The 25,194-nt window shown below is 51.5% G+C and carries 22 protein-coding genes, 1 tRNA gene and 1 riboswitch; of the genes, 17 read left to right on the top strand and 6 right to left on the bottom strand.

The features are described 5' to 3' along the window. From HPY52_04150 to HPY52_04120, 7 genes are all read left to right on the top strand, one after another. Positions 1-645 (top strand): ATP-binding protein (locus HPY52_04150; GenBank protein ID NPV79457.1); only part of this gene is annotated, 645 nt, incomplete at its 5' end. Between the two features lie 340 nt (positions 646-985). After that, complete coding sequence (locus tag HPY52_04145; protein NPV79456.1) at positions 986-1,177, top strand: ATP-binding protein; 192 nt, start codon at positions 986-988, stop codon at positions 1,175-1,177. 332 nt (positions 1,178-1,509) lie between these two features. Beyond that, positions 1,510-2,724, top strand: coding sequence for a glycosyltransferase family 4 protein (locus tag HPY52_04140; GenBank protein ID NPV79455.1), 1,215 nt, complete (start codon positions 1,510-1,512; stop codon positions 2,722-2,724). A 218-nt stretch (positions 2,725-2,942) separates the two neighbouring features. Beyond that, positions 2,943-4,832, top strand: coding sequence for a DUF1957 domain-containing protein (locus HPY52_04135; protein ID NPV79454.1), 1,890 nt, complete (start codon positions 2,943-2,945; stop codon positions 4,830-4,832). A gap of 61 nt (positions 4,833-4,893) precedes the next feature. Further along, a complete protein-coding gene (locus HPY52_04130; protein ID NPV79453.1) occupies positions 4,894-7,443 on the top strand; it encodes an NTP transferase domain-containing protein in 2,550 nt (849 codons plus the stop codon). A gap of 174 nt (positions 7,444-7,617) precedes the next feature. After that, positions 7,618-8,958, top strand: a complete 1,341-nt coding sequence (locus HPY52_04125; GenBank protein NPV79452.1) for a DUF401 family protein — start codon at positions 7,618-7,620, stop codon at positions 8,956-8,958. Positions 8,959-8,996: 38 nt separating this feature from the next. Next, the gene (locus HPY52_04120) at positions 8,997-9,950 is read left to right on the top strand and encodes an aldo/keto reductase (GenBank protein ID NPV79451.1); all 954 of its coding nucleotides are present in this window, start codon (positions 8,997-8,999) and stop codon (positions 9,948-9,950) included. Positions 9,951-10,078: 128 nt separating this feature from the next. Here the strand turns inward: HPY52_04120 and HPY52_04115 are convergent, their stop codons facing one another. Next, complete coding sequence (locus HPY52_04115) at positions 10,079-10,951, bottom strand: L,D-transpeptidase family protein (GenBank protein NPV79450.1); 873 nt, start codon at positions 10,949-10,951, stop codon at positions 10,079-10,081. Between the two features lie 517 nt (positions 10,952-11,468). Here HPY52_04115 and HPY52_04110 point away from each other — a divergent pair. The 6 genes from HPY52_04110 to HPY52_04085 all read left to right on the top strand — a co-directional run bounded on the left by HPY52_04110 (position 11,469) and on the right by HPY52_04085 (position 16,280). Further along, the gene (locus tag HPY52_04110) at positions 11,469-12,704 is read left to right on the top strand and encodes a D-alanyl-D-alanine carboxypeptidase (protein NPV79449.1); all 1,236 of its coding nucleotides are present in this window, start codon (positions 11,469-11,471) and stop codon (positions 12,702-12,704) included. A 90-nt stretch (positions 12,705-12,794) separates the two neighbouring features. Next, on the top strand, positions 12,795-13,781 hold the full coding sequence (gene ispE, locus HPY52_04105) for a 4-(cytidine 5'-diphospho)-2-C-methyl-D-erythritol kinase (protein ID NPV79448.1): 987 nt from the start codon (positions 12,795-12,797) through the stop codon (positions 13,779-13,781). Positions 13,782-13,852: 71 nt separating this feature from the next. Continuing rightward, positions 13,853-14,698: an NTP transferase domain-containing protein gene (locus HPY52_04100; protein ID NPV79447.1), complete on the top strand. Its 846-nt coding sequence runs from the start codon at positions 13,853-13,855 to the stop codon at positions 14,696-14,698. Positions 14,699-14,703: 5 nt separating this feature from the next. Continuing rightward, positions 14,704-15,516 (top strand): pur operon repressor, encoded by an 813-nt coding sequence (purR, locus tag HPY52_04095; protein NPV79446.1) that lies wholly within the window; start codon positions 14,704-14,706, stop codon positions 15,514-15,516. A gap of 181 nt (positions 15,517-15,697) precedes the next feature. Beyond that, positions 15,698-16,084 (top strand): septation regulator SpoVG, encoded by a 387-nt coding sequence (gene spoVG / locus HPY52_04090; GenBank protein NPV79445.1) that lies wholly within the window; start codon positions 15,698-15,700, stop codon positions 16,082-16,084. Between the two features lie 121 nt (positions 16,085-16,205). After that, a tRNA-Gln gene (locus HPY52_04085) sits at positions 16,206-16,280 on the top strand. Positions 16,281-16,294: 14 nt separating this feature from the next. Here HPY52_04085 and HPY52_04080 read toward each other — a convergent pair. The 5 genes from HPY52_04080 to HPY52_04060 all read right to left on the bottom strand — a co-directional run bounded on the left by HPY52_04080 (position 16,295) and on the right by HPY52_04060 (position 20,577). Beyond that, the gene (locus HPY52_04080; GenBank protein NPV79444.1) at positions 16,295-17,047 is read right to left on the bottom strand and encodes a UPF0280 family protein; all 753 of its coding nucleotides are present in this window, start codon (positions 17,045-17,047) and stop codon (positions 16,295-16,297) included. Positions 17,048-17,123: 76 nt separating this feature from the next. After that, positions 17,124-17,321 (bottom strand): 4Fe-4S binding protein, encoded by a 198-nt coding sequence (locus HPY52_04075; protein ID NPV79443.1) that lies wholly within the window; start codon positions 17,319-17,321, stop codon positions 17,124-17,126. A gap of 3 nt (positions 17,322-17,324) precedes the next feature. Continuing rightward, a complete protein-coding gene (locus tag HPY52_04070) occupies positions 17,325-18,521 on the bottom strand; it encodes a hypothetical protein (protein NPV79442.1) in 1,197 nt (398 codons plus the stop codon). Further along, positions 18,499-19,875, bottom strand: coding sequence for a hypothetical protein (locus HPY52_04065; GenBank protein ID NPV79441.1), 1,377 nt, complete (start codon positions 19,873-19,875; stop codon positions 18,499-18,501). Before HPY52_04065 ends, HPY52_04070 begins: the two co-directional genes overlap by 23 nt. Before the next feature lie 296 nt (positions 19,876-20,171). Next, a riboswitch (SAM riboswitch) is annotated at positions 20,172-20,279 on the bottom strand. 94 nt (positions 20,280-20,373) lie between these two features. Further along, entirely contained in the window at positions 20,374-20,577 is a 204-nt protein-coding gene (locus HPY52_04060; protein ID NPV79440.1) for a hypothetical protein, read from the bottom strand. A 456-nt stretch (positions 20,578-21,033) separates the two neighbouring features. Between HPY52_04060 and HPY52_04055 the strand changes: the two genes are divergently transcribed. The 4 genes from HPY52_04055 to HPY52_04040 all read left to right on the top strand — a co-directional run bounded on the left by HPY52_04055 (position 21,034) and on the right by HPY52_04040 (position 25,192). Beyond that, positions 21,034-22,311 carry an ABC transporter substrate-binding protein gene (locus HPY52_04055; protein ID NPV79439.1) on the top strand — a complete coding sequence of 426 codons (1,278 nt, stop codon included), beginning with the start codon at positions 21,034-21,036 and terminating at the stop codon, positions 22,309-22,311. A gap of 176 nt (positions 22,312-22,487) precedes the next feature. After that, the gene (locus HPY52_04050; GenBank protein ID NPV79438.1) at positions 22,488-23,381 is read left to right on the top strand and encodes a sugar ABC transporter permease; all 894 of its coding nucleotides are present in this window, start codon (positions 22,488-22,490) and stop codon (positions 23,379-23,381) included. 41 nt (positions 23,382-23,422) lie between these two features. Next, a complete protein-coding gene (locus tag HPY52_04045; protein NPV79437.1) occupies positions 23,423-24,292 on the top strand; it encodes a carbohydrate ABC transporter permease in 870 nt (289 codons plus the stop codon). A gap of 111 nt (positions 24,293-24,403) precedes the next feature. Next, positions 24,404-25,192, top strand: a complete 789-nt coding sequence (locus tag HPY52_04040) for an AAC(3) family N-acetyltransferase (protein NPV79436.1) — start codon at positions 24,404-24,406, stop codon at positions 25,190-25,192. Positions 25,193-25,194 lie beyond the last annotated feature (2 nt).

The following is a 25,194-nucleotide window of genomic DNA, read 5'->3' as shown; positions in this document are numbered from 1 at the left end:
GCGCTTGCTCAGCGTGTCGCCCGGGCAAGGTTTGAGGAAACCAAGACTCTTGCCGACTTCGATTTTAGCTACAACCCCAAAATCCCGGCAGCCACCATACGAGACCTTGCCACCTGCGGGTATCTTGAGCGCAAGGAGTCTGTAATCATCTGCGGACCTGTAGGGGTGGGCAAGTCACACATAGCGCAAGCCCTCGGTCATATCGCATGCCAGAGGGGATACAGCGTCCTTTACCGGAAGGCGTCGAAGCTCCTTTCCGACCTGGGCGGGGGTCATGCTGATGGTACTTGGGAGAAGCGCATGCGGGCATATCTCCTGCCTGACCTGCTCATCATCGATGACTTCGGGCTGCGGGATTTCACGCCCCTGCAGGCGGAGGACTTCTATGAGCTTGTCTGTGAACGCTATCGCAGGGGATCACTCATGGTAGTATCCAACCGCACTCCAAAGGATTGGTATGCCCTGTTTCCCAACCCTGTCCTTGCTGAGGGGTCCCTCGACAGGCTCATCAATGGCTCCCATCATGTCTTCATGGTGGGCAAGAGCTACCGCCCGCTTCGTTGTCCCGATCGGGATCATGTGGGACCCCAGTCGACTCAGACCGAATTTCCAGCTGATCAGGAGGAGGTGAGAGGTGGATCTTGAATTAGTTATTTGCGCCATCGGATGTGGGAATTTCATAAGTGCAGGGTGGGGAATTTCATGATCGGCCCCCTGGGGGAATTTCCTGATTGGTGACATCGAAACGTTGGCCGAGACCATATACCACCTCTCCCAGCTGTAATGGCCCCGAAACCCTTAGCGAAGTGCCATCGAAAAAAACCTCAGTTATCTGGCATTTGAAGGCTCCGTTAGCGCCGGAAAAGGCCAATTTGAAAAGCCCTGAACTGATCTCAACAGAGGAGTCATATCCATCGCTTCGGATGCGGAATAAAGAGTTGGAGGATCCCTCAATACTCAGGGGCAGAGGATTCTCATTCACCGGATGATAGTTACTACAAACCTAGAATTTAGCCAGTGGGCGGAGATGTTGGGTGATGAAAGAATGACCGCAACGCTTCTCGACCGGCTTACCCATAGGGCTCATATTCTGGTTCTAAACGGGGAGAACTATCGTTTCCGGGAGAGTACGCGTAAACAAGAGATAGAACGCGAGATGTTGCACATGCCTGCCTAGGCTACGCCTAGGCAGGGGGTGGGTCCCATTTCTGTGGCCATAGTGGTCCCCTTTTTGATTGCCAAACACAGTTAAAAGGCTTCCTTATGATTTGTTTGAGAAGCTTGTTCTCATTGCGGAAAATGGATGGGACCAAAATGAGGCGGACAAGGCTTTGGATGAATCAGTAACTTCTTCAACCGGTTCATAGAGTAGCATTCGCCGTGACCATATTTTCATCCTTCTGATGGTGCTGCCGCAGCAGCATGGGGGTCTACTATGAAAATGGGCAAGGAATTGGAGGAGATAAACCATGATTTATCGAATTATGGTAATATAGGGGGCGTTATTCCATGCGCATATTGATGCTCGCGTATGAATACCCGCCAGAGGTGATCGGAGGGCTCGGCGCGGCGGTTTCAGGGCTCTCGCGCTCGCTGGCGGGCCTTGGGGAAGAGGTCCATGTCATATGCGCGAGTTCGGGCGGCGATGCCGCATCCTTGATGCAGGATGGCGTGATGGTCTCAAGGGTTGCAAGATCTGCAATCCATGCGGGCGCGGATCCTTATGGCGGCCGTAATGGAGCTTTTCTTCATACAGTTATGGAGGCGAATTTCGGCCTCATCAGCCGCGCGGTGCTAGAGATGAAAACCCATGGCCGGTACGATATTATTCATGCGCACGATTGGCTCGTTGGATTCGCTGCAAGATCCCTCAAACATGCCCTTCACATTCCCCTGGTTGTCACGATGCACTCTACCGAATATGGCAGAAATAGAGGCATACGTTCAGACCTTCAGAAATATATTCATGAAGTCGAGTGGATGATCACATACGAATCATGGCGGGTCATATGCTGCAGCCATTACATGGCTGACGAACTGAAGCGGATTTTCTCGCTCCCTGAGGACAAGATCGATGTCATTCCCAATGGCGTAGATCTTGGCCCGGCACCTGACCAGGAGTATATTCACCAGGTGCGGCTTCGTTATGCCCGGCCGGAAGAACGGCTGGTGTTCTATGTGGGTAGGCTCGTCTATGAAAAAGGTGTGCATGTGCTCCTTGATGCGGTTCCAGGGGTGCTCGCCGAAATGCCGAATGTGAAATTCGTCGTTGCTGGTGATGGCTACTATGCTGGCAGTCTACGGGAAAAGGCCGCCAACATGGGACTCGGGGGCAATGTAATTTTCACGGGCCGCATCGATGATCAAGAACGCGACGCGCTTTATGCGGCCGCCGATGTGGCGGTATTCCCCAGCCTATACGAGCCTTTTGGCATTGTAGCTCTGGAAGCCATGGCCAGGGGAACGCCGGTTGTGGCATCTGATACCGGCGGACTCGCTGAGGTCGTCCGGCATGGGGAAACTGGGGTCAAAGTGTATCCGGGCAACGCTGGCTCGCTCGCCTGGGGGATAAAAAGAGTGCTCTCTGACCCGGGCTTTCGTGACTATATTTCTAGGCGAGGTCGCGAGGACGCTCTTGATAGGTTCACGTGGGATTCCGTAGGTGCTTCCACTCGTTCCGTATACCAGCGTATCCTTGAAGAAGCCATAAGGGTACCTTGGTGAATATTTGCACTTCGGTAATTTCAACAATGGTTGACATTTGTACCTGTGTCAGAAAAGCCTGTGACCGCCATTTTCATTTTTCTAATGCTTCTGCCGCTGCAGCGGCATGGAATTTTACCCAAGTTTTACCTAATAGATGAAAGGGGGGAGCGGCCTCGCGTGCTTCTCTGGTCGGGAAGATCGGATTGGCGTCATTTTCAAACAAGCCCCGGCCTGACATGGCACGAGATGCTGCGAGAACAGTGTCCAGCGAGATATTTCAAAAGGATCATCCAGACACATATAACAGCGGACCCAAGGGCTCTCTCGCTTTTGTTCTCCACAGTCACATACCGTATTGTCGGAAGGCCGGAATGTGGCCTTTTGGCGAGGAATGGCTCTACGAGGCGATGCTCGAATCCTACCTCCCGCTTCTAGACCTGCTACGGTCTATCTCCGATCAGGTTTCCAGCTCATCTGGAACACCCGGCGGGCGACAGATAGCTGGCAGGCCTTCTGCCTTCATAACAATTGGCATTACTCCCATCCTCCTTGATCAGCTCGATGACGACTATATGCGCCGGGCCTTTCTGCAGTGGACAGAGGTAAGACTGGCGCGGGCCAACCATGATCGCCGTCGTTTCAGGCTCGATGGCGACCGGCTTCGAGAGCGACAGGCTGCTGCTTATTGCGAGAGATATGGCCGGGCCATCGAGGCTTTTCGCAGGGAATATTCATATGACATCGCAGGGGCCTTTGGTGAGCTTCAGGACCGAGGAGTTGTTGAAATAATCACTTCTGCGGCCACTCATGCCTATTTGCCGCTCCTCAAGGAGGATACCTCCATCAGAGCCCAGCTTGCCGCAGGATGCGAGAGTTATATGAGGCGGTTTGGCCGTGCGCCCAGGGGAATCTGGCTGCCTGAATGCGCTTACCGGCCGGGCCTGGAAGAATATCTGCAATCTCTAGGGCTTGAATATTTCTTTGTGGATAGGCATGCGGTGGAGGGCGGAGAGCCCATCGGGATCTCAAGTGGTTCCATCAGCATGAGATCTTCAGAAAGCAGGCGAATATCGGGAGGTGAAAGGTCCGGCAGCGACATGGCAAGCTCGCGAGACAGCGCATCGCTCCATGGTGCAGGACCTCTGGCGAAGACAACATTTGAGCCATACTTCGTCGGTGCGTCCAAGGTAGCGTGTTTCGGACGCAACGAGCGGGTAACGACGCAGGTATGGTCTTCATGGCTGGGGTATCCGGGCGATGGGGTCTATAGGGAGTTTCACAAGAAAGATGATGTATCAGGGCTGCAATACTGGCGTGTCACATCGAGAGATACTGATCTTGGCGCCAAGGAGCTTTATGATGTGGAAGCTGCGTCCGCCAGATGTAGGGAGCATGCCGCTCATTTTGTTGGCCTTGTTCACGAGCTTGTGGCCGACTGGTGGGACAATAGCGGTAAACATGGCGTCATTGTAGCGCCTTATGACACGGAGCTCTTTGGACACTGGTGGTATGAAGGCGTAGATTGGCTTGGGGATGTTATAAGAGGACTTCTGACTAGCGCCGAGGTTGCGGCAAAGTCAGTTGGGCAGGTTCTCGATGAACATCCGCCCAAAGAGGCCATTGAGGTTCCCGAATCATCTTGGGGGCGGGGAGGCAAGCACGATGTATGGCTTAATGAAGGGACAGCGTGGATGTGGGACAGGATCTGGGTTGCTGAGGCCAGGATCAAGCGGCTTGCAGTGAAGTGCCAGGCGGCGCGACTAGTAGCGCGAGAAAGTCGAGATGGAGCGGTTGGCCCACTCATTGGTGTCGACGCCAACATGATTTCCTCAGACCTCTTGGAGGCCCTAAAGGTCCAGGCGCTAAGGGAGTTCTTCCTCCTGACGGCCAGCGACTGGCCATTCCTTGTGACAGAACGGCAGGCTACCGAGTATGGAGCGAAGCGTTTCAGGGAACACACAGATAGATTCGATAGACTTATGGACTATGCCGAAAGGCTTCTCGCGGGTGAATTGGAGGAGAAAGAGCGTGCGGGAGCGGAACGCTATTTGGAGGAAGTGCGCGAGGTCGACGATCCGTTCCCATGGCTTGATTTTTCGCTCCTGGAGTCGCCTATTGAATCATGATGGCGGCGTTTGGAAAGATAATGGCCTATTTCCCTAACTTATGGCGAATGGGGGGCTTAAGGTGAAAGCGGTGGTCATGGCTGGGGGAGAAGGAACCAGACTGCGTCCACTTACCTGCAACCGTCCAAAGCCGATGGTGCCCGTGGTTAACAAACCTATCATTCAACATATATTCGAATTACTTAAGCGCCATGGGATCATCGACATCGCGGTCACGCTATATTACCTCGCCGATGAGATCGAGAGTTTTTTTGGTGATGGGGTGGAATTAGGGCTGCATTTATCTTATTCGGTAGAGGATGTGCCTCTTGGCACTGCTGGCAGTGTCAAAAAGGCAGCAGAGGTGTTTGGGCGCGAACGGGTGCTTGTGATAAGCGGGGACGCCCTCACGGACATCGACCTTGAGCAAGCCATCAGATTTCATGAGTCGAAGTCCGCTGTCGCCACCATCGTCACTACGCGGGTAGATAACCCTCTCGAATATGGCATCGTCGTCACCGATGATGAAGGCAGGATCCGCCGGTTTCTCGAGAAACCGAGCTGGGGTGAGGTATTTAGCGATACTGTCAATACTGGCATATACATTCTTGAGCCAGAGGTGCTTGACTATATAGAGCCAGGAAAGCCCTCGGACTTCAGCCAGGATGTATTTCCTGCGCTGCTTCGCGATGGCAAGAGGCTCTATGCGCATGTGGCGTCGGGCTATTGGTGCGATGTGGGGAACCTCCGGCAATACCGGCAGGCCCAGGTGGATGCGGTAGCCGGTAAAGTAAAGGTGAAGATCCCAGGGAACAAAGTCGGCGCTGATATTTGGGTAGGCGAGGGGACCGAGATCCTTCCCGGCGCTCATCTTTGTGGGCCGCTGGTAATAGGCAGGAATTGTAAGATAAATTCAGGCGCGGGCTGCTTTGAATATACATTCATAGGCGATAACTGCATAATCGAAAAGGATACCGTAATCCAGAGGAGTATCCTGTGGCAGGATTGCTTCGTGGGTAAAAATGCAGAAGTGAGAGGGGCTATCATCGGCCAGCATGCTATAGTCAAGGACTTCGTTACTTGCCATGAAGGCGTGGTGGTGGGCGATAGGTGCAGGATCGAGCAGGGCGCAATATTGCAGCCTCAGATCAAGGTTTGGCCCAATAAGGTCATCGAGCCCGGATCGCGTGTAACCATGAGCCTTATATGGGGCACGAAATGGCCCGGGTCCATCTTCAAAGATAGAGGGGTCACCGGCCTCACCAACATCGAGCTTACACCAGAATTCGCTATGAAATTAGGCGCTTCTTTCGGGAGTTCCATTGGCAAGGGCGCGACTGTCACGACCAGCAGGGATGACCATCCGGCTTCGAGAATGATTCTCCGCTCGATCATCTGCGGATTGATGACTGTCGGCGTGAATATATTTGACCTTCGGTCCACGCCACTTCCTGTCAGTCGCTATAATATCAAGACCCTGGGAGTCGATGGAGGAGTCCACATTCGTGTCTCTCCTGACAACCCGCGGCTTACATTGATCGAGCTCTTCAATAGTCAAGGCATAAGCCTGCCTAGGTCGCATGAACGCAAAATCGAAAACATCTTCTTCCGCGAGGATTTCCGCCGCACAGATGCTGATGAAGTGGGGAAACTTGAGTTTCCCGGAAGGGTGCTCGAGCCTTATACCGAGGCCTTTTTCAACCATATTGATGCAAAGGTGGTTGCGGCTTCGCGCCTCAGTGTGGTGGTGGATTACGCTTATAGCCGACTTTCCATGTTCTTGCCCAGCATATTCGGGAGGCTCGGGTGTGATATGGTCGCCTTAAATGCTTATTCTGACCATTCACGCGCTCCCAAGACGCCTGAAGACCGAGCGCTTCATTTGAAGAAGCTGTCAGAGACTGTGAGCACCCTAAAAGCTGATATAGGGGTTCTGGTTGAAAGTGATGGCGAGCGCTTGGCCCTAGTGGATGAAAAGGGCAGGGTAGTAGATGGGAACACTTTGCTTGCGGTCGTATCATCATTGGCGTTGCAGGATGCGCGTGAGCATTCTCCATCCACTGGGAACGCTGGGGATCCTGGGGGCGGGACTCCGCTTGTCGCAGTGACCATAGCCGCTACCGGAGCTATAGAACATATTGCTGCAGAGAGCGGCGCAAGGATCGTCCGCACGAGGCAGGATGCCCGCTCACTTATGGAATTTGCGGCGAAGGCTGCTCAGAATATCCTTTTTGCCGGCGATTCTGAAGGGGGGTTCGTCTTCCCGAAGTTTCAGCCAGCCTTTGACGCTATGTTTTCTATGGCGAAGGTTTTTGAACTTCTTGCCAGGCATAATGTGAAGTTATCGCAGGTTGTGGACGCGCTTGCAATCCCCCCGATGGTTCGTAGATCCGTGCCTTGTCCATGGGAACAAAAGGGGCGCGTGATGCGCGTGCTTGCTGAGGAGACCAGTGACATGAGGCGAGAATTCATCGATGGCTTGCGCCTGTTCTTTGAAGACGGGTGGCTCCTTGTCCTTCCCGACCCGGCGGAGCCGTTCATCCATATCTATTCAGAAGCTATCAGCGATGAGGCGGCCCTAGGTCGGGCGGATGAGTATGAGAGTAAGGTCAGGACTATCACCGGGATTTGAGCATGGAATCTACTAGGGCACGCCTATAACAGGAGAAGGCGTCATCACCCGGCATTGGTTGCCTGGTGCGGCGGGAATGAGCTTTATGAGCCTAAGGATCCGAACGCTGAGCACTATGTGCCAGTGAAGGGTACTTTCAACTGAATTAGCATACGGGCAGGAGTTGAAGCATGCGTGTCAGATTTGCTACGGCTGATTTTGGTCTGCGTTTTGATGGTAATCTTGCTGCGAAGACAGCTCAACCTTGGCCTGGTTATGGCAGGGGCCGCTATTCTGTTGGCCCTCATTTACGGCCTCGGACCCTATGCTTTGCTGTCCGTAGCCTGGCGCACTCTGACTGCCAGTGATTCCATCAACCTGGTGTTGGCCCTTATCTTTATTGCGTTTCTAGAACATGCCATGAGGCATGCAGGGATGATGGAACGGATGGTGGGGGCGCTCCGGGATTTGATTCATGACCCACGCATCATAATGGCAGCATTGCCGGCCTTCCTGGGGTTCCTCCCCTCGGCGGGAGGGGCCAGATTTTCATGCCCCCTGGTGGATCAGGTCACAAGGGATTTTGAGATACCCCCTGAACGGAAGGCATTCATAAATTATTGGTATAGGCATCTATGGGAATGCGTCATGCCAATATATCCTTCTCTCATCGTGACTACCCAAGTGCTCGGCCTGAACATGGACCGTCTTCTGGTCGCTACTGTTCCTATGACACCAATCATAATCTTGGCGGGATTGATCCCAGCTTTTAAGGGTATCTCGGGCCAACAGAACTCTATTCAAAATATGGTCCATCACCAAGGTCAGGATTCTCAAGATCAGGATCCTCGGGATCAGGATCCGCGAGATGGACGCGGGGAAGTGGGTGATGTTTCTTCCGTCTTGCCAAAGACCATGCCCGTTTCAGCTAACCGGTCAAAAGACATTCTAGATGCCGCATATTCACTTTCGCCTGTCATTGGCATCCTGCTCGGGGTTATGGTGCTCAAACTAAGTGTTGCCCTTGCAGTCGCTATAGTGTTGATCATCATGATCATCTGGGGTCGCTATACTGTTACTGATGTGACAAAGCTGTTAAAAGAGGGATTTTCTCTCAACATCGTGCTGTTGGTCTATGGAGTTATGTTCTTCCGTGACGTGATGGTTAGGAGCGGGGCGCTTGAGCGCATCTCTCCAGCACTTACAGCGACCGGAATACCGCCCCTTGTCATCCTGTTCGCGTTGCCCTTTCTTGTGGGGTTTTCAACCGGCCTTGCAGTCTCTGTTCCTGGCGTCGCATTTCCATTGATTGCGGGCATCATCGGCATCGGCGGGAATGCAAACCTTGCTCTTGCCACATTTGCTTTTGTAAGCGGCTATGTGGGCACTATGCTTTCACCTGCCCATTTATGCTTGGTGCTGTCGATCGACTATTTTAAGGCCAGGTTTTCGAAAGTACAAAACATGCTTTGGTGTCCAGCAGGAATCGTCCAGGCTGGCGTGTTGCTGCTGACCATGTTCAGATTGAGGTTTTAGTCGATGAGTATTCTATACTGTCATGAGAGGTGTGTCGGTTGAAATACAATATGTTGGGCCGTAGCGGCCTTAAGGTAAGCGAAATGTGTCTAGGAATCCTCCCTATGGGGCCACTACAGGCTAATATTCCGGAGCCTGAAGGCGCGGCTATAATAAGGAAGGCGATCGAATCAGGAATAAACTTCCTTGATACCGCGGAAACCTATCGCACCTATTCATATATCAAGCGGGCATTGAAGGGATATCGAGGGGAGGTCATAATTGCCACAAAATCACCGGCTGCCTTGTATCTTGATATGGAGAAAAGTGTGCAGCTAGCTCTTGACGTCCTGGGCCGAGACTATATCGATATCTTCCTTTTGCACGCGGCAAGAACGGGGCCTGAAGTCCTGGATAAGAGACGCGGAGCCTTGGAATGCCTGCTTGATCAAAAACAAAAAGGAGTCATTCGCGCGGTAGGGATATCAACCCATTCGATAGCCACCGTAAGAAGGGCAGCCAGATGTCCTGAGATCGACGTGATCTTTCCTTTGATTAACAGGACTGGAACAGGCATAATAGACGGGACTGTCGGGGAGATGATTGCGGCAATTGGCGAGGCGGCTGACTCAGGTAAAGGTGTTTATGCTATGAAAGCTCTCGCCGGCGGCCACCTGGTTTCAGACATTGAAGGAGCGATAGATTTCGTTCGTAAGATCAGGGGTGTCTCATCTGTAGCGGTCGGGGTTGTGCGAGAGCCTGAGCTGATGGCGGACCTTGCCGTGTTTAACGACATGCCTATCCCAGATGATCTCAGACAACTATGTAAAAGAGACACGAAAAGGTTAGTGGTGATAAAGAACGTTTGTAAAGGATGCGGAACATGCGTTGAGGCCTGTCCCAATGGCGCACTAGCTGTAATGGATGGTAAGGCTCAGGTAGATCACACCAAATGTATCTTATGTGGCTATTGCTATCCGGAATGTCCGCAATTTGCGCTGAGATTGGTATAAGGTCATATCGAGTGCCTGAGCTCTTGCATGTTTTGAATTTGAGCCTGTATATAATAGACCGAGCGGAATGGACCCAGTGGTGAGGCCGCTGCCATTTTTGCTGGATCTGGCTAGAGAACCATCGTAAATCACGATATGCGCAATATTTGCCCGGGAAATATCAGGTCAGGATTATTTATGTTATTGAGTTTCACGAGGCGGTCGACTGTGGTCCCGAACCGCTGAGCTATGCTCCAGAGCGTATCTCCAGGTCTTACTACATAGCTTGTTTCGCTCTGTTCACGCGGTCCCTCAGGTTTGATCGGGTCTTTTGGTGATGGGGAACCGCTTCCGCCAAAGACAGGCGTTCCTGGATGGGCTGGCGCGCCGGGCTCATGGGATGCACTGCCGCCCCCGGCCCAATTCTCTATAGCCCCCTCAATCACTATAACAGGGGTTGAAATTTCAACCATGTCATAAAGTTCTTCTACATCCTGGTTGTACATCCTGACACACCCATTTGATACTTCCTGACCTATGAGGTCGGGACGGTTGGTGCCATGAATTCCATGCATTTCATAGGTAAAACCAAGCCACCTGGTACCCAGAGCGCCACCAGGGTTCATTACTTTCTCCAGGACTCTGAATGCTCCAATAGGGGTCGGGGTTGATGGCTTTCCAACCGCCACAGGATACTTCCTTATAAGCCTTTTGTCCTCAAAGAGTCCCAGGGCCTTTTCCCCGACGCTGATGACAATGGTCTTGGCTGGCTGCTGAGAGGCTCCTTTTACCTCTGACTGGATCGCCGCGCCTCGTGGCCCCAGCCCCAGGGCTCGTATGTGCTCTTCGGCTTCACCTTGTTTTAAGTCAGGGGATGCCTCCTTTTCCAGGTATTTAACCAGGCCTTGAGGATAATCCTCAGGATAGGCAGATTCATAAAGCTTCTTCAGGGATAATGCATCCAGCTCGCCTGTAGCGGGCAGGCCATGTTGCGATTGAAATGCCTTGACCGCCTCCCTCATTTTATGTCCAAACCAGCCCCTGTTTGGCCCTGGATCGAGCCCAAGCTTGATCAGGCATTCTTGTGCGCCATCAACACCAGGGCCTCGAGAACCCAGTCTGAAGGTCCATGATCCGAATTTCGCGGTCATCTTCACTACCCTCACTTTCCCAGATTTCACAATAAAGCCGCGAAAATGAGAAACAGGAGGCGCTGAAATCTTACCGGCTTGATGGAGAGCGGTAAAGATATGTGCAGCATTATTCAGCCTCCCTCGATCAATATATGAACCTGGCCTTGATGTGTTGAATGATTGTCGGCGGATTCTTGTTGGTCCGGTCGAATTACTATTGGTCTGAATGTATCAGGCAGACGTCCATGCTGCTGCGGCAGCACCATCAGAAGGATGAAATGGTAGCCGTCTATTTTTGAGGTAGAGTTTGGTTTCTTATAAAAAGAGGATTAGATGGTGATATTATAGAAGTAAAGACTGTTTTCCAGTAGTGTAAGTTGGAGGTAGTAGAGGGGAGATTTAGAAGATGCTGAACAGATATTTAAATCCACAAAAGAGATGCAAATTTGTCCATAATGGATTTATTATTTTTATACAAACTTTATTGATCATATTTGCCACGCAGGTAGGAATAGGCCTCATATGCGCCCGGGCAGAGGCGGTAAGCTATACTCCTACTGTCCATGCGAAGTCCGCGGTGTTGGTGGATTTTGGAGGCGGACAGGTATTATATAGCCTTAATCCTAACATGAAGCTCCCACCCGCCAGCATCACTAAAATAATGACTATGCTCCTTACGATGGAAGGCATCGACGCAAAACAAATTAGCTTGTCTGACACTGTCAGGACAAGCGCGCATGCCGCCAGTATCGGCGGGTCGCAGATATGGCTGAAGGAAGGGGAAGAGCTCCCTCTTGAAAGCATGTTGAAGGCCATAGCGATCGTATCGGCCAATGATGCGTCTACAGCAGTTGCAGAATTCGTTGCAGGCTCAGAGGAAGACTTCGTAAAGATGATGAACCGCCGGGCCCATGAACTGGGGATGAAAGATACGCATTTCGTAAATCCCGATGGCCTTCCGGCTCCTGACCATTACAGTACCGCATATGACATAGCCATAATGGCGAGAGAACTCTTAAAGCATCCCAAAGTTCTCGAATGGACATCGAAATGGATCGAGAATATACCGCGCCCTGCTGTGCCGGAGGGGGTGTATCCTCTGAAGAACACCAATGCGCTTATTCAACGTTATCCCGGCGCTGATGGGCTCAAAACGGGCATGACCGAAGAAGCAGGGTACTGCCTGGTGGGGACGGCAAAGAGGAATGGAGCGCGTCTCATTTCAGTAGTGTTAGGAACCGATTCTGATGAGGCTAGGCTCACGGAGACTATCAAACTCCTGAATTACGGGTTCAGAAATTTCGCCTCCGTCCACATTATCTCAAAAGGCCAAGAGGCTGGCAAGGTGAGGGTCCCTGGCGGCGTCAAGGAAATGGTGACAGTGTTAGCTGCGGACGACCTTTCGGTTTTCGTGGAAAAAGGCAAGGAGCAGATGATTGACAAGACGGTGAAGAGTGTAGAAAGACAAGCGCCGGTGAAGAAGGGCGAGAAGATTGGAGTTTTGGAGGTCAACCTTGAGAAGAAGAAATTGGGGGAGGTAGACCTTTTGTCAACAGAGGATGTGGGAAGGGCGAATTTCGTAGTAAGGATAATCAGGGCCATCAGGGATTTCTTCAAGGGCTTATTCGGCTTGGGCCGATAATTGACCGGCATTGTGGCCCAGGTATCTATAAGGAAACCCTGCAGTTTTATCCATTGGATGATGCCGGAGAGGGAGAGCCGGAGGTGTGATATGGCAGAGAGGATTTTGGCGTATGCTAGGGCCAAGGTCAATCTCAGCCTGGAGATCGTTGGCAGTCGGTCAGACGGATATCATTTTATTGAGACAGTGATGCAATCTCTGGATCTTGCAGATGAATTGGCATTTAGTATAAGAGAAGAGCCAGGGGTCGAGATCATATGTGATCATCCAGGTGTTCCCAAAGGATATGAGAATCTCGTGGTAAAGGCTGCTACGAGGCTCATCTCGGCGGCCAAGATGAGGGGGATCAAGCTTGAAGCCCCAGGGGTTCAGGTGACGATAAAAAAGCGTATCCCTGTTGCTGCAGGCCTTGCGGGTGGCAGCGCCGATGCCGCCGCGACGCTTCTTGCGCTAAATAAGCTTTTGAGATTACAAATGACCTTGCAGGATCTGCTGGAGATCGGATCGGGCCTCGGATCTGATATTCCATTTTGCCTTACGGGGGGCACGGTCCTGGTAACCGGAGTCGGCGAGAAACTTGCGCCGCTCCCGCCCATTCCTGGCGCTGTTTTTGTGCTGGCTATCCCGGATTTTGGCCTTTCCACAAAAGAGGTCTATGAAGAATATGATAGAATGAATATGACAAATGGACACCCTGCCGGGCATACACATTCCCGAGATGGTCCTAAGAGCAGAATTCAATCTGATTGGGGAACCAAAGGAAAGATGCGTGCTATGATTGATGCCCTGCGGAATCGTCATCTTGCGGGAATCGGGGAAAATTTGTATAATGCATTGGAGCCGGTAGCCATCAGGCTCAGGCCGCAGATTGGGATCATCCTGCGGATCCTGAAGGATTTGGAGCCCCTGGGGGTTATCATGTCAGGGAGTGGCCCCACGGTCTTCGGCCTGTTTCCGGCGGATGCGACTCCAGGAGAACAGGCATGGGAGGCTATAAGGGCGCATGGGTGGAGGATCGAGATCGCGAGGCCCGCGGCTTCGGGTGTGGCTCTGCGCCTGACACCGGGGGAGTTTTGACCGTGCCGAAACTCATGCTGCGTCTGTTTTGATTGTGTTATGGAGGCCTTCGTCTGGAGAGGAGCGATTTCATGGACGCTGTTGTACTGGCCGGCGCCAGGAATGACGGCCGATTAAAGGATGTGGATTCTGCTATTTACGAAGCCCTGATAGATATATGCGGTAAATCAATGGTGTCGTATGTTGTTGATGCTCTGCTCAAATCCAAGGAAATAGGTAGGGTCGTCCTGGTCGGGCCACGGCATGAACTTGAGACAGCGCTAATAAGAGACATCCAAGGGTTTCTTGATTTGATCGATAAGAAAGTGATGCTTGTAGAATCAGGAGACTCCCTATTTGGCAATATCGGGAAGGGCATCAATGCCCTTGCAACTCAGGATCCGGTGTTGCTCATAACTTCGGATCTGCCTCTTATAACTCCGGACGCGATTGATGACTTTATATCCCGCTGCAGATCGCGAGGAACCGCACAAGTTTTCTACTCTATTATAACGAAGGAAACGAATGAAGCCAGATTTCCCGGTATGAAAAGGACTTATCAGAAGCTAAAGGAAGGGATATTGACCGGCGGCAACCTCGCCATCATACACCCAGCGGCCCTGATCCAGGCCCGCAAATTGATAGAGATGGGTATAGCATCCCGGAAAAAGCCGTGGCTCATGGCCGCGGTACTGGGTCCGAAATGCATTTTCAGGTTCATCTTTGGCATCCTCCGCGTGCAAGATGTGGAAGAAAGGTTCCGGAAGATAACCGGACTTACGGGATATGGTGTTTTCTCCCCTTATGCAGAGATCGCAGTTGACGTTGATAAGCCAGGACATTTGGAATTGGTGCGGTCCCATCTAACCCAAAGCTCTGGAAGGCTTGGAGATAACAGGTCCGGCATAGGTAATACCTCCGCAAGGAAAGGAGCTTGAATCGATTGGGCAAGTTGTCGAGAAGCGAAAGACTCGTAGCGATGACAAAATACTTGCTGGACCATCCCCATTCACTCATTAGCCTTAGTTACTTTTGTGATACCTTCGGTTCCGCCAAATCAACGACCAGCGAGGATATTGCCCTTCTACATCAGACATTTGATGGCCTCCATCTGGGGCGGATCGAGACTCAAGCTGGCGCGGCCGGCGGGGTGAGATATGTTCCGTTCTTGTCCGCTGAGGAGCAAGCGCGGACGGCAGAATGGCTGGCCTCTGAGCTTTCATCGCCTTCCAGGATCCTGCCGGGTGGTTTTGTGTATATGACGGATATCCTGTTCTCTCCCAAGCACATGTCGAGGGCTGGCCTCATCTTCGCTACGAGATTTGCGGATCTATCGCCCGACTGTGTGCTGACGGTGGAGACCAAGGGGATTCCTTTGGCCTTCATGACAGCCTGGGCCCTCAATGTGCCGCTTGCCATAGCCCGGCGCAATGCTCAGGTAACTGAAGGCCCACTTGTGACTATAAACTATGTATCGGGTTCCGCCAGGCGGGTTGAAACCATGTCCATCGCTCGAAGGGCCATTCCTGAAGGAGCTAGAGTGCTGATCATCGACGACTTTATGAAAGGTGGCGGCACGGCTCACGGTATGGTGGAGCTCACAAATGAAATCGGCGCTCAGGTCGCGGGAGTTGGTGTACTGATAGAGACCTTAGAACCCAGGCAGAAGCTTGTAAATGATTACCTCTCCATACTCATGCTTGAAGGATTGGATGAGGCATCGGGACGGATTGCCATGAGACCTACAATTCAGTGATACTTTATTTCCATGGAAAAATTTTTTTGACGTAGAAGGAATTCCCATAGTTTCATAGAATAATCTTCCTGGAAAGGAAATTTTCTGTTGCATCATGCGGCATACCAGCGTTCGGGATGACCGGTGCGGTATGCGGGCATGGGATTGCAGCAGGGAGAATCTTTCAGGAAGGTGGCGTAAAATGAACATCACGAGCGTTAGGATCAGGAAATTCAATGGGGATGGAAAGACAAAGGGGGTAGCTTCAATAACTATTGATGACGAATTCGTTGTTAAGGACATCCGTATCGTGGACGGCGCAAAGGGGATCTTTGTCGCCATGCCTGCTCGAAGGACACCCAGTGGAGATTTCCAGGATATTGCGCATCCGGTAACAGCGGCAGCGAGGACTGCCATACAGACTGCAATTCTTAAGGAATTCGCTCAGGGCCAATCTGATGCCGGGGGAGTGCACTATGTGGCGGAATCTAAAGATTCGCAGCCGCCAGATCCGGAGCCGCCGCAGTCACCGGGTGTGCAGCCATTGGGTGCGGAAGCGCAGCCGCCGGATGCTCAACTATCGAACTGATATAGTGGCCCAGCCGTTTCGCCGTCTCGAATTCATTGACAAAGGCCCGAGTTTTTGCTATATTTTGTTTATGTAGCATCAAGTATATGATTATGTGCGGCGGTGGACTCCGCCGCCTCGCTGGGGCGTAGCCAAGTGGTAAGGCACGGGACTTTGGATCCTGCATGCGTAGGTTCGAATCCTACCGCCCCAGCCATTTTGTTTTCCTCGTCAGATTTCGACGAGTTCTACTTGTCCCCATGCCCCCAGTGAATCTCCCTTCACGATGACCGTTCCTATTATGCCTGGGATTTTCCTCGCGAAATCTAGCGCTTTCTCCAGGTCATCATCTGATCTCACCATGTTTCCCAGCGCGGTTGCGGCTGCATCAGCCAGCGGCGCCGATTTTGCTATGGCAACTGCGGCATTGGCCTCCCCCAGACTAAGAGATGGCCCTACAGTTCCCGAAGAGGTGCATATGCCGACTGGAGTGTCTGAGGGCTTTACCAGAATGCCGACTTTGTTTGAGAATCTAGATTCACCGGCAAAGATGGCCACGACTCTCTCCTTTGAAGTCTGGATGAAAATATCCCCTCCATTTTCAACGATCACTTGCCTAGAATCTTCTAGGAGAGCATGGCCTGCGATTTCCGCGAAGGCGCCTGCCACCGCAGCCATAGGGCCTACACTGGCGAGGGCCGCGGCCCTCGCCATCAACTTTGCGACTTGCGGCGCATCTGACATGATTTCATAGGGGATGAGTGATACATAGAACCCGGGATCCTTCACTATGTATCGCTCAAGCTCACTCATATTTCTCCTGATCGTTTCGATCAACCGGGAGGACAGACGGTCGAGAGCGGGTCTCAATGATTCATCAACCGCCACGTACAGGTCTGTTTCTTTCACCTTTATGGTAAAACTGGCAAGGTCGCCGCTCCTGGTCAGATTTCGGTATGTCCTTTCAACATAGGCCTTACCCATTCCCTGAACACCGCTCTCCAATTCATCCGGCGCGTCGCGGTTATGTTTACCATCGCCGCCTATGACTGATCTTCATTCATTGCGATCCGCTCTCGATGGCGTGAATCGGGCAGATCTTTATGCATAGTTCACAGCCGACACAATGCTCGGGCCTAAACTGCAAGGTCATTTCAGGTCGTTTTAGAGTCAGGGCTCCGTAAGAGCAAATCCCTGTACACGCTCCGCACTGGACGCATTTCCTGATATCTAGTGATATCTGCTTGATCTGTATCATCGATCATTCCTCCAGGCCCGATGCTGAACAAAGAGCGTTGATAGCCCCTGGAAATGGCTTGACGGGACTTGTCAAAGTAAAACGGCCATGTAATATCCACTGCTTCAGAATATTGGCAATCTCCTTTGCCTTGGCGTAGCTGGAAAGCGGCACTGTGGGCACCTCTCTTCCGAGGACGGTGATAGTGCCGGATTTCAGTTGAGCATAGGTAACCTCACCTAATATCTTCGGATTTTTCGATGGATAATCGCTACTATAGTCTACGACCGGAGCTACTATATCTTCGTCTTTTACTGCAGTATACTGCAGAATTTCTTCATTTAGGATGGGAATCGGGATCCCAACGCCCACCATTAGAGTTGCGCCGTAACCTATGAAGCTAGCACCCATTAGCCAATCAGGGCTCATTCCCTTAAGGTCCCCTATTGTCGCCAATGTGCCTGCACCTGTCTTTGGAACGCCATTTAGGGTCCTCGGGACATCAGGAGAATGTTGGGAACCATGCCAGGCTACATATCCCACTCCGCCGCCCAGGAATATCCGGGTGCCAACTCCTATGGTCTTGTATAGTGGATCATTGAGGAGTGGGCTCAATTGCCCTGCGCTTGAGTAGCTAGCCGAACCTAGATTAGGTTTGAGCACTCCCATGTAAGTGTAAATCGGCCTATCTGAAAGATTCACGGCAACGTTATAGTTTTGGTAAGCGTTGCGCGGATTGAACAAGACTGCATAGCCGAGGTCATTGATTGTTATCATCTTCCTCAGCTCTTTCCGCGGATAGCAGTCGGTGCCGTATGCTGTGGCGACCAGCTCGATTTCCTTGCCCGCAACGAGATCTGAGATCACATGCCCTCCGCCATAAGGAAACCGTCCCGGATATGGATCATTCAGTGTATCATCATCGCGGAGTTCGGTCGCTCCGATATACGCATCTACGGCCGCAAGACCAGCGTAGGCCCTCACGCCGTTCAACCAAACCTTTTGCATCTTCATACGCGGGCTCGAATGGCCGAAGTTGAGAAAGGCCCCAGACGAACACATGGCGCCGAATGTTCCCGTGGTTACCACATCGATTTGGGACGCTGCTTTTGAAATCCCCTTTTCCTGGGCGATGGATATTACTTCTTCAGCGGTGACTACTATTGCTTTCCCCTGTTTTATCTTTTCATTTATTTCCTCAATGGTCTTCTGAATTGCCATGTATTATACCTCCTCTAAGCGCGCTGAATGGGGCGATCGCAGCGCCAAAACGCCGGGCAATGGTTTCTATTGTGGTATCCCGCGCGCCATCCGTAGTGCAGATGAGGGCCCTTCCCCAAAACGCCTTCACTCCAGCTTCTACCGCCGCTGGATTCTGGCTTACGATTGCGACTGGGGCCCCTGTTGCCATCTGGATAGCATTTATTGCATCTTTCATCAGAGCCACTTCATCCACTCCTGGTGCATCTAGCCGGACCATTAATACTCTCGCGCCGGAAGAGAATTGTTCCCGCGCTTTGGCGCTTATAAAGTCCATATCATTGTTTCGTAACCGTTCTGCCACTTCGGGTAGATGGGCATCTATCTTGAAGCCGATGATACCCGGGGTATCTTTCTCCCCGAGGTCTACAGTAAGAGTCCGCCCTGAGATGCGCATCTTGGGGTTCCCTCCGGAAGACCCCTTCCCCAGGATCCTTTGAAGCATTTCCTTTGCCGGTTTCTGGCCGCGCAGCTTCCCGAGCCTGCGCCGTATGGCGCTGATATGCTCGGGCCTGGTCCCGCAACAGCCGCCTATGATGCTTGCGCCGGCCAGGAAAAGCTCCTCTGCGTGTTCGGCCATTGTCTCGGGCGATTCCGGATAGACCGTGGTGCCGTCGACAAATTCGGGAAGGCCTGCATTGGGTTCAGCGGATAAAGGTATTTCGCCAGATTCCGCCATGGCGCGGATTACGCCGATCATATCAGAAGGACCGACTGAACAGTTGGCCCCTGCGGCAGAGGCGCCTATGGCCTCAAACACATTGATAGCGGTTATTGGATCAGTGCCCATCAGGGTCCGGCCGCCCTGTTCAAAGGACATATGACATATGATTGGCAGATCTGTCGCGTCCTTTGCTGCTATGAGGGCGCATCTGGCTTCACCCAGTTGGGACATCGTCTCGATGGAAATGATGTCAGCGCCAGCATCATGGAAGGCCTGCGCTTGTTCCTTGAAAGCCTCGTAGCAAGTGTCAAAATCAAGGTCCCCAAAGGGTTCCAGCAGTCTACCCGTAGGGCCCATAGAGGCGGCCACCAGGACTTCCATGTTTTGCGTTGCCTCCTTGGCGAGTCGAACCCCAGCGTAATTGAGTTCATAGGCCCTATCTGACAAGCCGTGCTCGCCAAGTTTGATCCTATTCCCGCCAAAGGTATTAGTCTCTACGATATCTGCCCCTGCGTTTGCATATGACCTATGTACATCCTTGACCCGGTTCGGATGGGAGATATTAAGAAGCTCAGGACACTCACCGGGTTTAAGCCCCATGGTCTGGAGCATCGTTCCCATGGCCCCGTCCAGAAAGATCAGCTCTTTCATTTAATCACCTCGATTATGTTCTGGTCCCGCGATTTCGATGCCACTTTATCTGGCGACCTTTTCGCCCGGTAAACTTGATGATTGCCGTCTCGCCTGTGTGTCATGCCCTTATTGGCCCTGTTCAATTGCTGCCCCGGCTGTGTCTTCGTTGGATATCATACCATTTATCAACATCGCTGCATTGTGCATAAAATTTTCAGCCCCTCCCGAGATCGGGAGAGGCCGTCATATTCATCGAACTTCAGACTTCCTCCCTCCCATCTCTCAGAACTCCTGTCCCGCAAAACTCTCCTGGAAACGAATCTTGCGGGACCTCGCTCTGCAGGACTTGGCACCACTGCAACACTCAGGTTGCCGGTTGCCGGGCTTCATCGGGCCAGTCCCTCCGCCACTCTCGATGCGAGGTTCGTCATTATGAAATTTCAAAGCGTAATATTTATTGCCGCTATTATATTCTGGATGTGCTTGGACTGTCAAGAAGAATTTTCTGGGAGATTACTACCGCTTCCTCCTCCAGCCGGCAGTATCGAGATAGTCCTTCATCTCCTTGACATCTTTAAATTTCAGGGCCCTGGCGATTGCGCTGGCAGTCCCACTGGCCACCGGAGTCCTATCGGAATGGTAATCGAACTTGCAAGTCCTGAATATACCATTAGTCCCTATTCCTCCGTAGATGGTGCTTCCCTTTTTGAGGGGCACCATACCCAGCTTCTTGAGCAGAAATGCGATGTCCCCCTGCGTGTATATGTGACAATGTCTGGCCTATTCCCACCTCCTTGGACCATATTCGGAAAGATAACACTATAGAGAGACAGATTTTTGATGTGGCATAGAAGGATAATCGGTTAACGTGTAGAAGTATACCATTGAAAAGTCATATGAATGCCGATATGTGGTTTATCGGCAGACTCGGAATTACCGTAAATGCAGCGGTATAGTGTCCCTCCATTCAATGATAAGGTTTTTGTCTCTCCCAGGATAATCGATTAACCTAATGTTATGGGGGAGCGTATTATAGGGGGCTGCGAGTGGCCAGGCAAAGGTGGTGGTGCTCGGGGCGTTTCCTCTGTGACTAGCTCGGGGTTCTCAACAAGTCCATGTATTGACCCGGATGGATATGGGATCCGGCAAGATTGATAAGCCAAAGGAGGAATAAGGATGCATTCACGTAGAAGATCTCTTGTGTTCCTTGTCTCTTTGCTGGGGATCTGGTTCGCGATGACGAGTTTTGCTTTTGCCGGCACAGTGACATTGAAATTCTGGCATGGGTTCAATGCTCATGAAATCACGAAGCTGCAGGAGCTCGTGGATAAAGAATTCACTCCATCACACCCGAACATAAAGATAGACACGCTTGCTCCGGTAAGTCCTGAAAAGATCCTGTCGAGCATAGCGGGTGGAAATCCTCCAGATGTGGCAATTCTATGGGATTCCGCTCCCATCGCCTCATGGGCTTATAACGGCGCTTTGACGCCCCTTGATGATTTCATCAAGAAATCCAAGACAGACATGAATGCTTTTGTCCCGGCTGGCATTCAGCTGACCAAAATCAACAACCATCAGTGGGCCATGCCATTTGTCCTTTATAACCAGGCGTTTTATTGGAACAAGGATCTATTCAAGGCAGCTGGCCTCAATCCAGAGAAACCGCCTCAGACTATCGGGGAACTGACAAATTACATCGAGAAGCTCACTGTTAAGAAAGGACAGGTAATCCAGCAGATAGGCTTCATCCCTCAGACCGATCTTGTCAATATGTCATATTTCTTTGGCGGCTCCCTTTATGATGCGGCAGCTAATAAGATTACAGCAGATCATCCTCAAAATGTAAAAGCCCTCGAATGGGAAGTGGGTCTGATTAAGAAATATGGAGTCCAGGCGATCCAGAACTTTGCTTCAGGTTTCGGCAAAGGTGGGGCTGGTGACAACCCATTCTATCTTGGCAAACTCGCCATGGCACTGGATGGCGTGTGGCAACTGGCTTTCATTCCCAAGTATGCGCCCAAACTCAACTTCGGAGTGGCATCCTTCCCATACCTTGATGGCCATCCGGAGCTCAAGGGCACAAATGTTGTAGGCACGAACCCCATCATAATTCCGAAGGGCGCAAAGCATCCTAAGGAAGCGTGGGAGTTTGTCGAGTGGCTTTCCACAAGCAAGGCCGTGGCAAAGGAATTCAGCGCATTTATCGCGAATATTCCCCACCTGAAGGGACTGGGGGATACATTCACCAAAGATCCTCAGGTGAGGCTCTTTGTAGATCTCTCAGAGAATCCGAACGCCAGAGTCGTGCCGCCAATACCAGTCATAGAAATGTATGTTAATGATTTTTATGCGGCCGCCGACAAGGCATATAACCTCCAGAGTTCTCCAGGCGATGTGTTGAAGGAGGTAACCGCCAAGATCCAGGCTGAGCTTAATAAAGTTCGCTGGTAGATAACAACGTGCCATATCGGATCGAATCACATATACCTGAAGATCTAGCGGCGGGCCCTCTGCTTGTTCAATTGCGGTGCCAGGGCGCAGGGGCCCGCCCCTGAAAATGAAGTTTTCGGCGTCCAGAATTCCGGGATGCTGAGGGGGGCTGGAGGTTGAGCCTATATACTATTAGAATGAAGATCACGAGGCGGAGAACTGCGCTCATAAACTTCCGCAATGGCCTTCTTTTTGTGTCGCCATGGATTATTGGTTTTGTGTTGTTTACGCTATACCCTATCCTGAGTTCTCTCTATTATAGTTTTACTGAGTATAACATCATGCGGGCGCCTGTCTGGGTGGGGCTCGCGAATTTCGCTGAGCTTTTCACACATGATGAGCTGTTCTGGACTTCTCTTTACAATACTGTGTATTATACAGTGTTCTCTGTGCCCCTTGGGCTTATCGCAAGCGTGGCGATAGCCCTGTTGTTAAATATGAAAGTTGGAGGGATGGCCTTTTACAGGACGGTTTATTATCTGCCTTCCATAGTCCCTGCTGTAGCCGTGGCTGTGCTGTGGAGGTGGCTTCTCAACCCCCAATATGGGTTGATCAATGGGCTTCTGATGAAACTCCATCTCCCTCCAATAGGGTGGATCGCTGACCCAAAATGGGCCAAACCAGCGCTGATACTGATGGGACTTTGGACAATTGGCGGATCCATCGTCATATACCTTGCAGGCCTTCAGGATATTCCAAACCATCTCTATGAGGCTGCTGAAATCGACGGCGCCACCAGCTGGCACAAGACGATCCATATCACTTTGCCCCTTTTGTCACCTACGATTTTTTTCAATCTCGTCATGGGGCTTATCTGGTCATTCCAATACTTCACTGAGGCATTCGTCATGACCAGGGGCGGGCCAGCAAATTCGACGCTATTCTATTCTCTATACCTTTACAATAATGCCTTTGTCTATTTCAAGATGGGGTACGCTTCGGCCATGGCATGGCTCCTTTTCCTGCTTGTGCTGCTGGTGACTGCCTTGACATTCAGGAGTTCTGTGAAGTGGGTCCATTACCAGCGCTAGTTGGCACATAGTTGAGTCGATTCTGCGGAGGTAAGATCGAAATGGAACAGCCGATATCATCTGCGCGCTATGTAAGAGGAATCAAAGAACGCAGGAGACTCTCAAAAGTTTTGGCGCACATCGTGCTCATAGGGATAGGGATCTTCTTCTTTGCGCCCTTTCTCTGGATGATCTCCACATCTCTCAAACCGGATTACCAGATCTTCCGGTTTCCGCCGGAATGGATACCGAAGCCGCCTGTCTGGTCTAATTATCCCAAGGCTTTGACGATGATACCGTTCCTTCTTTATCTCAAGAATACATTGACCATTTGTTTGTTTGTCCTTATAGGAAATCTAATATCATCCTCTCTGGTGGCTTATGGATTCTCCCGGATAAACTGGTGGGGAAGGGACGCTCTATTCATGATCATGCTGAGCACTCTCATGTTACCTTATCAGACTACCATGATCCCTTTGTATATCACATTCAGGAAAATTGGGTGGATCGGGACCTTTTATCCGCTTATAGTTCCCGCATTTTTCGGGAGCGCGTTCAGTATTTTTTTGCTGAGGCAGTTTTTCTTGACGATACCGTGGGAGCTTTCTGACGCTGCCCGTATAGACGGTTGCAATGAATGGAGTATCTTCAGGAAAATATTGCTCCCGCTGGCCAAACCTGCCCTGGCGACGGTAGGTCTGTTTACATTCCTGGGAAGCTGGAATGATTTCATGGGGCCTTTGATTTATCTTACTGATGAGTCAATGTATACCCTGGCTGTAGGGTTGCAGCAATTTCAGGGGCGATATGATACCCCGTGGTCCCTCGTAATGGCTGTGGCTTCCGTGATGGTAATTCCCACTGTCATTCTCTTCTTCTTTGCTCAGAGGACATTTATCCAGGGGATTACACTCACCGGAATGAAGGGTTAAGAGGTAAGCCAGGGCTCTGTCGCCCATGGATGGGGTCGCCGAGAAATCACTGAGGATTCGACATATGGGCGTTCTTGGCGCCGTAGAGAGTCTGGGTTGGAGGGGCTATATATGAGAAAATTGGATGATAATCCCGGTCTTGCTAAGGAAACGGTCACCAAAGAAATGATTGTGGCTGGCCTCAGAGAATTAGGCATCAAGGAGGGTGATGGGTTTCTCGTTCATAGTTCACTCAGCAGCTTCGGATATGTGGCAGGCGGAGCTGATACCGTGATCGATGCTATGCTCGAGGCTGTTGGCCCTGAGGGAACAGTACTTGTTCCCACCCTGACGGGCAGACGAGAGGACGGGCCGGATAATCCCCCTATCTTTGATGTGAGGCATTCGCCATGCTGGACTGGCCGGATTCCCTCAGAATTCATGAAAAGACCGGAAGCGCGGCGGAGCCTGCACCCTACTCATTCAGTTTCTGGCATAGGACCTTCTGTCCCCGATCTGATAGCAGGACATGAGCATTCCACTACCCCTTGTGGTAAAGAAACACCATACTATCGTTTGGCCCAAAGGGGTGGATATATACTGCTGATTGGCGTTGGTCAGGGGTCGAATACAACGATCCATACAGCGGAGGAACTTGCCGGAGTCCCATACCACATGCAGAAAGTGCCGACGGATACCGTCATCATTGACTATGACGGAAATCGGCATATGGAGCGTTTATATCTGCATGACTGGGGTACCCCCCGCCGATTTGAACGCATAGATGAAGAATTGCTCAACCTTGGGATCATGCGTATGGGCAAAGTGGGAGCCTCTACTCTACGATTGATTAAATCTTTGCCTATGATAGAGTTTCTGGTGGAGAAGCTCCGTAATGACCCTCATTATCTTTGCCAATGAGC

Source organism: Bacillota bacterium, from assembly GCA_013178415.1.
In the GTDB taxonomy this organism is placed as follows: domain Bacteria; phylum Bacillota; class SHA-98; order Ch115; family Ch115; genus Ch115.
The sequence above is the reverse complement of the archived record's forward strand: the minus strand, read 5'-3'. Positions and strand labels throughout refer to the sequence as shown.

Bases quoted from the DNA above. Each gene is read 5' to 3' on its own strand.
- HPY52_04115 (NPV79450.1), bottom strand. From the start codon at position 10,951: ATGAGGGAGGCGGTCAAGGCATTTCAATCGCAACATGGCCTGCCCGCT.
- HPY52_04135 (NPV79454.1), top strand. From the start codon at position 2,943: ATGGCACGAGATGCTGCGAGAACAGTGTCCAGCGAGATATTTCAAAAG.
- HPY52_04065 (NPV79441.1), bottom strand. From the start codon at position 19,875: ATGAAAGAGCTGATCTTTCTGGACGGGGCCATGGGAACGATGCTCCAG.
- spoVG (NPV79445.1), top strand. From the start codon at position 15,698: ATGAACATCACGAGCGTTAGGATCAGGAAATTCAATGGGGATGGAAAG.
- HPY52_04110 (NPV79449.1), top strand. From the start codon at position 11,469: ATGCTGAACAGATATTTAAATCCACAAAAGAGATGCAAATTTGTCCAT.
- HPY52_04075 (NPV79443.1), bottom strand. From the start codon at position 17,321: ATGATACAGATCAAGCAGATATCACTAGATATCAGGAAATGCGTCCAG.
- HPY52_04045 (NPV79437.1), top strand. From the start codon at position 23,423: ATGGAACAGCCGATATCATCTGCGCGCTATGTAAGAGGAATCAAAGAA.
- HPY52_04055 (NPV79439.1), top strand. From the start codon at position 21,034: ATGCATTCACGTAGAAGATCTCTTGTGTTCCTTGTCTCTTTGCTGGGG.
- HPY52_04145 (NPV79456.1), top strand. From the start codon at position 986: ATGATAGTTACTACAAACCTAGAATTTAGCCAGTGGGCGGAGATGTTG.
- ispE (NPV79448.1), top strand. From the start codon at position 12,795: ATGGCAGAGAGGATTTTGGCGTATGCTAGGGCCAAGGTCAATCTCAGC.
- HPY52_04140 (NPV79455.1), top strand. From the start codon at position 1,510: ATGCGCATATTGATGCTCGCGTATGAATACCCGCCAGAGGTGATCGGA.
- HPY52_04070 (NPV79442.1), bottom strand. From the start codon at position 18,521: ATGGCAATTCAGAAGACCATTGAGGAAATAAATGAAAAGATAAAACAG.
- HPY52_04040 (NPV79436.1), top strand. From the start codon at position 24,404: ATGAGAAAATTGGATGATAATCCCGGTCTTGCTAAGGAAACGGTCACC.
- HPY52_04080 (NPV79444.1), bottom strand. From the start codon at position 17,047: ATGGGTAAGGCCTATGTTGAAAGGACATACCGAAATCTGACCAGGAGC.
- HPY52_04050 (NPV79438.1), top strand. From the start codon at position 22,488: ATGAAGATCACGAGGCGGAGAACTGCGCTCATAAACTTCCGCAATGGC.
- HPY52_04060 (NPV79440.1), bottom strand. From the start codon at position 20,577: ATGGTGCCCCTCAAAAAGGGAAGCACCATCTACGGAGGAATAGGGACT.
- HPY52_04100 (NPV79447.1), top strand. From the start codon at position 13,853: ATGGACGCTGTTGTACTGGCCGGCGCCAGGAATGACGGCCGATTAAAG.